The 11,246-nt window shown below is 57.0% G+C and carries 11 protein-coding genes; all 11 read right to left on the bottom strand.

Annotation, left to right across the window (positions count from 1 at the left end):
- Nucleotides 1–178 precede the first annotated feature (178 nt).
- Nucleotides 179–1,843, bottom strand: coding sequence for an S-layer homology domain-containing protein (locus BR83_RS0106630; RefSeq protein ID WP_027356425.1), 1,665 nt, complete (start codon nt 1,841–1,843; stop codon nt 179–181).
- Between the two features lie 10 nt (nt 1,844–1,853).
- A complete protein-coding gene (locus BR83_RS0106635) occupies nt 1,854–3,056 on the bottom strand; it encodes a PQQ-binding-like beta-propeller repeat protein (protein WP_027356426.1) in 1,203 nt (400 codons plus the stop codon).
- A gap of 156 nt (nt 3,057–3,212) precedes the next feature.
- Complete coding sequence (locus BR83_RS0106640) at nt 3,213–3,713, bottom strand: type II toxin-antitoxin system VapC family toxin (RefSeq protein ID WP_027356427.1); 501 nt, start codon at nt 3,711–3,713, stop codon at nt 3,213–3,215.
- Between the two features lie 4 nt (nt 3,714–3,717).
- Nucleotides 3,718–4,041 (bottom strand): AbrB/MazE/SpoVT family DNA-binding domain-containing protein, encoded by a 324-nt coding sequence (locus BR83_RS0106645; protein WP_027356428.1) that lies wholly within the window; start codon nt 4,039–4,041, stop codon nt 3,718–3,720.
- A gap of 125 nt (nt 4,042–4,166) precedes the next feature.
- Nucleotides 4,167–4,748 (bottom strand): Uma2 family endonuclease, encoded by a 582-nt coding sequence (locus BR83_RS0106650; RefSeq protein WP_027356429.1) that lies wholly within the window; start codon nt 4,746–4,748, stop codon nt 4,167–4,169.
- Nucleotides 4,749–4,854: 106 nt separating this feature from the next.
- Nucleotides 4,855–5,292, bottom strand: a complete 438-nt coding sequence (locus BR83_RS0106655; protein WP_027356430.1) for a type II toxin-antitoxin system VapC family toxin — start codon at nt 5,290–5,292, stop codon at nt 4,855–4,857.
- Nucleotides 5,289–5,555, bottom strand: a complete 267-nt coding sequence (locus BR83_RS0106660) for a type II toxin-antitoxin system Phd/YefM family antitoxin (protein WP_027356431.1) — start codon at nt 5,553–5,555, stop codon at nt 5,289–5,291. The genes BR83_RS0106655 and BR83_RS0106660 overlap by 4 nt, the downstream gene beginning before the upstream one ends.
- Before the next feature lie 168 nt (nt 5,556–5,723).
- Nucleotides 5,724–7,121, bottom strand: a complete 1,398-nt coding sequence (locus BR83_RS0106670) for a phosphomannomutase/phosphoglucomutase (RefSeq protein WP_242839639.1) — start codon at nt 7,119–7,121, stop codon at nt 5,724–5,726.
- A gap of 80 nt (nt 7,122–7,201) precedes the next feature.
- Entirely contained in the window at nt 7,202–8,638 is a 1,437-nt protein-coding gene (locus BR83_RS15240; protein WP_051617979.1) for a sugar transferase, read from the bottom strand.
- A 61-nt stretch (nt 8,639–8,699) separates the two neighbouring features.
- Nucleotides 8,700–9,875 (bottom strand): glycosyltransferase family 4 protein, encoded by a 1,176-nt coding sequence (locus BR83_RS15245; protein ID WP_051617982.1) that lies wholly within the window; start codon nt 9,873–9,875, stop codon nt 8,700–8,702.
- Between the two features lie 75 nt (nt 9,876–9,950).
- Nucleotides 9,951–10,883 (bottom strand): DUF1848 domain-containing protein, encoded by a 933-nt coding sequence (locus BR83_RS0106685; protein WP_051617984.1) that lies wholly within the window; start codon nt 10,881–10,883, stop codon nt 9,951–9,953.
- Between the last annotated feature and the right edge of the window lie 363 nt (nt 10,884–11,246).

Raw genomic sequence — 11,246 nt, forward strand, 5'->3', positions numbered from 1 at the left:
TGCTATATCCGGCCGTAGACGCGCTGACGCGCGTCTCCGTTAACTTCTCAGGGGTGAGGTCCCTGCAGGATACCGGTGAATGCGTACCGGGTAATGGGTACACGAGTACCGGGTAGCGGCAGCAATCTCCTTGGTGAGGGCGGGATAGAGAGATACTATTTAACAGGTGCGAAGCATGCTATTCACCTGCAATCCGGATCTCCATAACCACGCCGGCTCCATCCAGCCACAACTCAATCAGGGATTTGATGTACCGGTCCAGGTCGGAAAAGGCAATTCTGTTGCCCGAGGGATCAGTTACCCTCACCGCGGGGTCCACCTCATACTCCTTGTCCTTTTCCAGGACAATGCGGTAAGTCCCTCCAGTTGTTTTGATGGCCTGCAGTTTACCCGTTTGTTTTTTCAGGCCGGGACGGGAGGTTATCTTAATCTGCAGCACCCGTTCGTCCTGGATTTCCCCGGGGATGGGATCGAGGTAGGTAATTTCCACCCGGTCTCCCCGCATAACGCCCCCGGCACGCCGGTCTTCCCTGTCCACTATCCTGGCCCGGTCCCAGTAATCGAAGCGATCCGGGTTGCCCTTCTGGCCGGACCTGCCCAGCAGCCCCAGCGTTTTGCCGGTGAGTGTACCTACGGTACCCGAGATCTTTTTTACCTCGAGCAGGGTAACCCGCTTTACCTGGCCGCCGTCAAGCTCCACTTCCACGAAGTCGCCCGGTTTGAGGGAGCGGAAATCCTGTTTGGCCCTTTTCCCCATCAGCACCGCATCCCAGGCCAGAGAAAAAATGCGATCCTCGCAGTTCAAATCGTTCAATACCAGCAGGTTATCTTCACCCAGGACTACGGACTTCACCGAACCGGTTATTTTCTCTGTATTACCTGCTATCTTCCGTTCCTCCAGCAGGTTGACCCAGCGCACCTGCCGGCGGCCGTCCAGGATAACTTCCACCCGGTGGTTGCCGGCCTGGAGCAGCGTGCATTCCCTGCCGCCGGCGAAGCAATGATAATCTGGACTTACCCGCAACTTCTGCACCCCGACCAGGGAGGTGAGCTCCAGTTCCAGGCCTTTCGGGTCCATACGCACACTGGAAACCCAACCCTCCAGCCGACGGCCCGCCGGCACTTTAACCCAGTTGCGGTCCAGCAGGCTGGAAAGAATGACCGCCATCTCAGCGCGGTTCAATATGTGGGCGGGACGGAAAGTGCCGTCGGAATACCCGGACATGATCCCTGCTGCAGCCACGGCCCGGATGTAGGGTTGGTACAGGGCGGGGGCCCGGTCGATGTCGGGAAAGTCGCCGGTGGAAGGGGCACTGCCGGAAGTGCTTCCCTCTTCCGGTACGGGCAGGTAAAAACTCCGGGCCAGTAAAGCGGCCACTTCGGCCCGGGTTACCGGTTTATCCGGATTAAAGGAAGCCACCCACTCCGGGGGCAAAAATTCCTTTTTTACTGCAAAGGTAAAGGAATCCTGGCCCCAGGGCACCCGGGGGATAGGACTTCCAGCAGACGTAGGCGTGCCGGAATCCTCAACGGTGCGTCTCCGGGTTCCCCGGCGGGCCGCCTCCGCTGCGGCCTTTTCGAAATCGCCCACCCGCATCACAAGGGCCACCAGCTCCAGCCGGGTGAGGGGGCGCTGGGGCCGGTAGGTGGCATCGGGATAACCCCGGACCAGATCCAGGGCGGCCAGGCGCAGGATGTGGCTTCTGGCCCAGTGGTTCCGTATATCCTTAAACCACTCTGTTCCGGCCGACCCCCCCGCTGCCACCCGGGGAGGTAAAATAAACATAATCCCTGTAATAATTCCCGCCATCAGCAGGACAAACTGGAAATGAAATCGCCTCATATCAAAACACCTACTTGAACAGGCGCCAGGAATTGCCGGCATCCAGTATTTTGTACAAACTCCCTTTGTCTGTGACTATGTACAGGTAACCGTCCGGGCCCACAAGCGGCGGCCTGCTGACGGCCCCGTCCAGCTCCAATTCCCAGAGCAACCGCCCTCCGGTATCGACCGCCAGCAGGCGTTTGTCGGAAGTTCCGGCATAAATCCTGTTCCGCCTGCCGTCCACCGCCGGGGCTGAAATCAGATTCAAGAGCGGCTGGTACCATTTTTGCTGCCCGGTTTGCGCATCCAGGGCATAAATGCGTCCCCCGGCAGTGAAATAAAGGGTTTTATCCGGGGAAAGAACAGGGGCGGTCAGGTCGTCGAAGGGTATGGTCTGGCTCCAGGCGGGCCGGCCGCTGTCCTCCGGCCGGAAAGCATATACCTTCCCTTTATTCAACTTGTCGAGTTTCGACGGATTAACCGTTGCATAGAGAACGCCGTCGCCTCCCGGAACCAGGTGGACCTCCTTTATCTCTCCCAGCCAGTAACGCCAGAGGATTTTCCCGGCACCGTCCACAGCCAGCAGGGTCGATCCAGCCTGCCTGCGGCTGCAAACCACGTATACCGCCCGCTCGTCGCCGGCACAACCGTCAATTGCCCGGTCTTTAAGGGGGACGGCCCGGTACAGATCACCGGCATCCCAGTGTAACAACGCCCATTTATACCGGCCAATGGTGTCCACGGCGTACAATGCCGCAGGCAGGGGCAGGTAAAGGTAACCCCGCGGACCTGAAGACAACCAGGCAGGCCCGGATGCCGTGGAACCCTGGAAGGCACTGAAACTCCACCCCGCCGCCCCGTTCATTTTTATTTCCTGCACCACGGTACTCCCCGGTAAAAAAATAGAACCGGCGGGACCGAAAACCGGCCGGCCCATCCTCCCTCCCGCCGGACCGGCCGCCTCCCAGACCACCCGCCCCCGGGTGTCCACCGCCGCCAGCTTGTTGCCTACGGGGAGGTATAAAAGGCCGTTGGGGCCAACCATTATGTCCCCCGAAAGGCGGCCCACACCGGACAACTGCCAGATAAACTGCGCCGGTTTCCCCTTCTGTTCGGCTGGGGAATAGACGGTCAGTTCCCCGGCGGCCCGGGCGGGAGAAGGAGCGATTAGATGAAAGATAAGCAGCCCAAGGACAAGCCGGGCTAATAATTGCTTCGGTACTCCACACATGCCGACCACCCTTTACTGGTTCAGTCATTTCCCCAGCGTTAGCAATCACCACCCGGATACCGCAAGCTCCGCCGCGGCCAGCGGCGTCTCCAGGAGTCCGGCGTTTTTTAAGGGCACGAACACAGAATACGGGGGGGTGAGAGTCCGCTTCTGATCTCAATCTCCGGTCGATTCCAGCGGGTTGCCGATTCTCAACGCGGGGAAATATCTTTGCGGGATCCCTTTATCTGCCGTAAGCAGCAGGTCTGCCCGGTGCAGGGCGTGGGCGGCGACCAGAAAGTCCGGGGGTATATGACGGGGAAACCCTAGCATCTTACCGCAATCGGGGCATATTACGTTTATCTCCCTACCGCAGGTGCAGTGTTGAATCGTTTTGCCGCGGCGGCGGTTTTCGAGGTAACGCGCGAAAGCATCTGCCGCTGCAGACCAGACCTCCGCTGTCTGCTCCCAGTCAATTAAAATCCGGCTATCTTTCAGAAAAGAGTCAAGCTTTTTTGTACCGATCAAGACCTTTAACTCTGCCCAAACTATAGGGGAAATAAGCAACTGGCCCTGCCCATCGTACTTGATCAGTGCCTGTGCAACAAGTTCCGCCTGATCTGCGGGCTTTCCCCGAAGAAGGATGATCAGCAGGTTGGTATCAATGGCAGTGCGCATAGGATCAGGCTTCTCCCGCCTCGGATTCCCGGCCGCGCAACTCCCGGACAAAGGCCGCAGCGTCGTTCACGTCCGCCAGTTCCTCGGCGCAGCAACCTATATACTTCTGAATAGGTGGCGGCGGCTTGTGGGGCAGGAGACGAAAACCGTCTTCCTGCGCAACCAGCTTCAACTCCCGGCATACGCCTTCGACACCGAGCATCCGGCGCACTTCCAATGGAATGGTTGCCTGTCCTTTTGGGTTGAGCTTCAAAACCCACTCCCTCTTTTTTGCTTCCCTGTACGCCCGCTTACCCGGAGACTTTGCGTGGACTTTTGTTATCTTCATCGGTTATCCCTCTTCTCGCGAAGTACAGCTTTATGTACAACTTTGAAGACGTACCTGTTGGTACAATTTTAGCCTTTCCTTGTTTCAAATGTCAACACTTTACAATTACCCTGTAACAGGGAAGGTTAACCTGGCCAACTTTCGAAGATGCTTTCCAAACGAATGGTGAGCCCGGAAAGGACACGGGAGGAGATTTCGCCTGTCTGCTCTGCCTCCTGGTCGAGAACGAACCTGCCCTCCTTGAGCAGAAAAACCTGTATCGATTTTTCTTCCGGGTCCACGATCCAGTATTCTTTGACGCCGCACCGCTCGTAAACCTTGAATTTTTTCCGCAGGTCGTAATAGGCGGTGGTCGGGGAGAGAATTTCCACCACCAGGTCGGGAGCGCCGTTTATCCGCTGCGGTTCGATGATATTCATTCTTTCCCGGGCGATAAAGATGATGTCCGGCTGGTAGGTTTCGGTTTCACCGAGGTAGACGTCTATAGGGGCGTGGAGTACAAGCCCCAGGTTTTGCCGGGTCACAAAGGTCACTATTTGAAATTCAAGTTTCATGGAAATAATCTGGTGGTACGTAGACGGCGCAGGAGTCAGGACAAATTCACCTCCAATGAGCTGGTAGGGTGCCCCCTCGGGGAGCTTACAATAGTCTGTGTAGGTGTGTTTTTTTTCGCCGGCAGCGGCGATCTCTACAAGTGCCGCCTTCATCGATTTCACCTCCCTGGATGCTTGCGGGAAAAGGCCCTGACCGGCTCTTTTGCGGCATTATTGTAACACCACCTCGATCTCATCCCCTCGCTTAATGCAGTGCGGATTATGGCTTGTTTTCAGGCACCACCTCAAGCTCCACAGCGCACAGGGCTTCCCATAACCGAACGTCCCAGCAGGCTGCTATGACCCGGCTTTTAACCTGTGTCTTCAGGGTTACCGCGGCAGCAAGATGTATGGCGTCAAAACCCCTCAGGCGGTGTTTCTCGGCCAGTTCTCCGGCAAGCCAGGCAAGGGAATCCGATACTTCCAGGGCGAGATACCTTGGCCAATCGTGCTGCAGGGCCGCCACAACCAGGCGGTAATCCTTTTCCCCCAGCAGACCCTCACGGAAACCCCGGGCAAAGGCGGCCCGCGCTTCCGGGTAAGCCACCTTGCTGGTAGCTACCACCGCAGCCGCGTCCACCAGTTTACGCACAGTCTCCGAGCCCTGTTCGTGCACATAGAGCTTCACCAGTGCGCTGGTGTCCAGGTAACAGATCACCGGCGATCCTCCACGACCAGCGCTGCGATCGAGGCAGTGCCGGGAACCGCCGGCGGCACTGCTGCACCGCGTGGCTTACCCCCCTGCCAGGAAGCCACTTTCTCCTCCACCAGGGTTAAAACGGGAAGCTGCCCTTTTTCCTGAACCGGCACCAGCCTGGCAACGGGGACGTTACGCTCGGTGATGACAATTATTTCGCCCTGCTTAACCCGCCTCAGGTATTCGCTGAAGCGGTTCTTGACTTCCCTGATACCCGCCTTCATGGAATCACCTCCGGTAGCCACATTATAGCACGCAGGAGGCTACATGGCAAATAGTTTCGACCTGAAGCTAAAGCCTTACCACCCGAATACTGTGGAAAATTTTCCCATAATCAAAACGGGAACCTCTATCTTTTTACAAAATCCCGCCTGCTTGCCGGCATCTCCCGGCTAATATTCCCACTCAAAATCCCCCACCCGGGGGTGGGCGGTAATGGCTTTTTTCATCAAGTCGCAAATTCTTTGCAACCCTTCCGGTGTCCTCGCCTCGCAGCGGGCTACCAGCACGGGCTGCGTGTTGGAAGCGCGCACAAGTCCCCACCCGTCCTCAAACAATACCCGGGCACCGTCCACGTCAATAACTTCGAACTGGCGCTGAAACTCCTTGACAAGTTGCTCTACAACAGCAAATTTAACCTCGTCCGGACAGGGTACGCGCGTCTCCGCCGTGGAATAGTATTGCGGTACGTCGGCCAAAAGCAGAGAAAGAGGTTTTTCCGTATTTGATAAAATACGCAAAAGCCTCCCGGTGGCATATAGCGCATCGTCGTAGCCGTAATATTCGTCGGCGAAAAACATGTGGCCGGACATTTCCCCTGTAAAGGGGGCGTTTAGCTCTCTCATTCTGGCCTTGATCAGGGAATGCCCGGTGCGGGAAAAAATGGGCTTCCCCCCAAGGCGGGCAGCCTCCTCCACCAGGCTCTGGGAGCACTTGACCTCCACCAGCACCGGGGCGCCGGGGAAGCGGGGGAGAATTTCGCGCCAGAAGAGGATCATCAGCCTGTCTCCCCAAACTATGTTACCCTGTTCGTCTACCACCCCCAGGCGGTCGGCGTCACCGTCGTAGGCCACGCCCAGATCCGCCCCCTCCTCAAGAACTTTCTTTTGCAAATCGCGGAGGTTGGCCGTTTTTACCGGGTCGGGGTGGTGGTGGGGAAAGGCCGGGTCGGGAGTACAATAAAGCTCTATCACGTTACAACCCCAGCGGCGCAGGAGCTGCGGCGCGAAGTAACCCGCCGTACCGCTGCCGCAGTCCACGACCACTTTTAATGGGCGGGGACCAAGCTTAATTTTATCAACCAGCATATCCAGGTAGGCGGGAACAACGTCAGCAGTTTTAATTTTCCCCCGGCCGGCGGCAAAGGAACCGAGCGAACAAATCTCCCTGAGCTTCTGGATTTCTTTCCCGTAGATCGTTTCCGCGCCGCCCGCAGCGAGCTTAAATCCGTTTTCCTCCGGCGGGTTGTGGCTGCCGGTGACCATCACAGCACCCTTTACGCCCAGGTAATGGCGGGCGAAGTAAACCACGGGGGTAACCACCAGGCCCAGATCAAGAACATCACATCCCGCCGATAACAGCCCGGCGCATATGCCATCCCGCAGTTCTCCGGAACTGGCCCGGTTATCCCGGCCCACCAGCACCTCTTTCAATCCCTGTTCCCGCAGATAGGTGCCGAAAGCTATTCCCAGAATACGGGCGGTTTCATAATTCAGGTCTTTTCCCGCCACGCCCCGGATGTCGTATTCCCGGAAGATGGAGGGGTTCAAGAAAGGAACTGTTTCCGGCAAGAAAAAATCGCCTCCTGGGAACTTATAAAAATCTCTTAATAATTCTACACTGCTTATAAGACCGATTTCCTATAGATCACTCAGTCTTTACTACCCGCTGTAACCTTGAATTCCTCCACCGACGCAACTTCCTGCCGGCCGTTGACCAGGGCGTGAATGGCTGCGTGTTTTGCCGGGTCCTCTTCACTCTGACCCCTGGCCGACTCACCCCCCAGAAGAACGGGGATGGTCTGCAGCAGGATCTTCAGATCCAGGAGCAGAGAATAATTTCTTATGTAATAGAGGTCGTAACGCAGCTTGTCCGCCGCGGAAGTGGTGTACTTGCCGTAAACCTGAGCCAGCCCGGTGAGTCCGGGTTTTACCAGATGGCGGTAGTGATAGTCTGGTATTTCACTGGCAAACTGCTTGACGAAATAAGGACGTTCGGGCCGGGGTCCCACCAGGCTCATGTCCCCTTTGAGCACGTTGAAAAGCTGCGGCAGTTCATCCAAGCGGGTGGCCCTCAAGATACGGCCCACCGGCGTAATCCGGGGGTCTTTTTCCCCCGCCAGGACCGGGCCGGTATATTTTTCCGCATCCTGGATCATAGTGCGAAATTTGTACACGCGGAAGGTCTTACCGCAATAACCTGTCCGCTCCTGGGTATAGAAGACGGGGCCGGGAGAAGTAATGGCTATGGCCAGGGCACAAAAGATCATTACCGGAGCCGCCAGAAGCAAACCCAGGCCTGCCACCACTACATCCATAGCCCGCTTGGCGACCCGCTGGGGCCAGGTAAGGCGTAATTCCCGCACCTCCACCACCGGCAGGTCATCCAGCTGGGTCATGTCGGCCCGGATCAGTAAAATATCGTACAAATCGGGCACCACGAAGACCTCCCGGCGGGTCTTCAGACAGGCCCCCACCACTCCGGCTTTATCCTCCCGGGAAAGGGAAGAGACCACCAGTACCGCATCCACTGCAGGCAGCCATTTTTTTAAATCTCCCAGTTCCTCCGGCGCCAGCACCCGGCGTACCCTGAACCATCCCCGGGGGAGTTCCAGCACCTTGCCCAGAATTGCTGCCACCTCCTCCGGCGGCCCCACCACCAGCAAGTCCCGCCGGCCGTGAACCCGGCGTTCGAGATGCCAGAAAAAGCACCGCCACAGGCAGATCAGTACCGCCTGGATGGGTGGAGCCAGCAGCAAAACGCTGCGGGGAAAGGCGAAACCCCGCAGCCAGAAGGTAAGAGCCATAGTAGCTACAGCCACGCCGGCTATGCCGGTCAGGGCCGCCCGCAGCACGGGCATGAAACCATTGTAACTCTTCTGGTAAAGGCCCAGGGCGCCGAAGATCCCCCACGTAACTGCCCCGATGCCCGGAAGCGCCTTCAGAAAGGCCTGCCAGTTTTCAGGTGGCAGCACGCCGGCAAAGCGCAGGATAAAGGCCAGATAATAGCCACCCAGAACCCCCAGCGCATCCCCGAGCGCCAGCAGCCACGGGAATAACGGTTTTAAAATACGCAGGAACTTTTCCATAGGCGAAACATCAATTAAAAAGTTTGTTTTCTCAATCCTTTATCACTTCATTACTTTTGACTTACTTCGACGGCTGGAGCGTTTTTCCTCCAACGGGGTTCCGTAGTATTTCTTCGTACAGCAGTGTATAATCTTTTACCATCCGTTCTACCGCGAACCTTTCGCAGGCCAGCCGGCGGGCCTTTTCCCCCATCCGCCGGCGGAGTTGGGCGTCCTCCAGGAGTTTCTCCAGAGCCGTCACCGCCCCCACCGTGTCCCCGGGCGGGACCAGATAGCCCGTCTCCCCGGGAACGACCAGTTCGCCCACCCCGCCTACCGCCGCGGCTACCACCGGCTTTGCTGCGAACATGGCCTCGATTATCGTAAGGGGCAGGCCTTCCCAGAGCGAAAAGAGGGTGAAAACATCAATGTCGCCCAGAAGGGAAGGAGCATCTTCGCGGCCACCCGCGAGGAACACTTTTCCGGCCAGGCCGTGGCGAGCTATAAACTCCCGGCAAACAGCCATTAAAGGCCCGTCGCCAATGAGCACAAAATAAAGGTGGTTCGACCATTTCCCCGTGGAAAGCAACGCCCGGGCCGTTTCCAGGAAAAACAGAGGATCCTTTGGCGCGCGCAGCCGGCACACCATACCCACCAGCAGGGCGTCCTCGCCCAGGCCCAGCTCCCGGCGCAGGGCGCCCGGCCTGAGGGGAGGCTCCGGCAGGCCGTTATGAATAACCGCCAGCCGGGAAGGTGGAGCCAAACCCTGCTCAAGGCCCTTTTGGAGGTCGGCCTGCGAAACGCAGACCACCCGGCTGCTCAACCGCCCGGCCAGCTTTTCCGCCAGAGTAAATAACATCCGGACCGCCCCGGACTGGTAATCGTTTATTCCCCAGCCGTGAACGGTAAAGACGATGCCCGGCACTCCGGCCAGTCGGGCCGCCAGACGACCCAGGATACCTGCCTTGGAGCTGTGACAGTGAACGATGTGGAAGCGCTCCCGGCTCATGAAACGGCGCAAGCAACATAGGGCGGCCAGGTCTTTTAAAGGCGACACCTCCCGGCACAGATACGGCACTTCCACGATCCTCACACCGCCGCATCCGGTAAGCCAGCGCACCAGCTCCCCGCCTGGCGCACAGGCCACCGTAATCTCAAAGCGCTCCCGGTTCAATCCGGTCACCAGGTGGTATAGCACTTTCTGGGCGCCGCCCAGTTCGGAAAGGGTGATTAGCTGGAGGACCCTGACCTTTCCCATGATACCTTATCCCGCCCGTTTCAAGCACCGTTAGTACTAGAAATTGCTTGTCTCTTAGTTTTCGATTTTGAAATCTTACCTGGCCTGGGAATGAATATTCTCCCGTTCAATTAACACCGGTGAGCCGGGATCATGATGCAGATAATTTTTGCTGGCTCCGGCACCCGTACTGGCATAGCAGTAAATACAACCGTGGGGGCAGGTATTGTACACGCCGATGTCCACGCTTTCCCAGCACCCGCACTGGTTGCGGGTGGGCCTGAACCTGTAGAACCCTGCTTCCAGATTAAATAAAGAGGCCAGCAGTTCCACGTCCACACAATGAGCCTTTTTTACCAGTCCGCCGACTAAATGGTCGTTGCAGCAGCTGTAAAGCTCGATGCCGTGTTCGGCGGCGATTTCGGCCAGCTGCCGGGCCAGGGCAGCCTGTTCCGTTTCTGAAACCGCCAAAACCTTTATCCCCTGCTTCTCCAGCGCCTGCAGCCGCCGCCTGACCTTCGGGTAGAGACAGACAAAACTTATATAGCACCTGGTTGTATATCCGCTCAAAAGCCGGCACAATTCCCGGAACCGCCGGAGGTGGTATTTTTCATCCGTCACGCTGGTCAGGAAGATGGGATCGTAACGCCACTGCACATGCCCGGGGGAAAACATCCTGGAAATTGCCTGCAAGGCAGCAACAGTCACCCCGGTATCCGGCACCCGGCTTTCAAATATTCGGGGCAAACCAGTGATGGTGAAAAGAAATACCATCCTGTAGCCCAGCGTTTTCAGTTCGGCCAGGTAAGGCAGAAAGGGGGCAAAGTTCTTCGACCAGAAAACAAACGCAGCCACATCTTCCGGCCGCAGCGAAACCCGGATTGCCCGGCGGCTGAAGGGATTCTGGCTCACCGCCCATCCCTGGCGGACCCGCTGCCTGAACCATTCCCCGTAAAAGGCGGGAATGTCGGTGCGCCGGCTCACTGAAACGATCCGGGGAATGCTGAACAGCGCCATCTTTTCTTCCATCGGGCTAGTCCGACCCCCTATGTCCGACAGACACCAGAAAGCATTTTTATTAACAGGTGCCAGCAAAGAATCTATCCCTATAGCCCGGCTTGCAATTATAAGGCAAGTAACATTTTCTTTTTGTATTTGATGTAATATTGGTATAGATGTATAAGTGCACTTAAGAAGCTAATATCTGAATTCTACTACTCCAGGTAGCGGCCTAAGATAACGTTCACCTACGACAGAACTTTCTCCGAAGAGTAATCCTCTCTCAATAAGGTTGAAAAATCTTCGTTAATCTCACAATTTCAGCCATTTTCATTTTTCAGCAGGGCTATGACTGATAATGATGCCCAGTTATGCCTTTGTCTGGAAGGTGGT

Source organism: Desulfofundulus thermocisternus DSM 10259, from assembly GCF_000686645.1.
GTDB classification, from domain to species: domain Bacteria; phylum Bacillota; class Desulfotomaculia; order Desulfotomaculales; family Desulfovirgulaceae; genus Desulfofundulus; species Desulfofundulus australicus.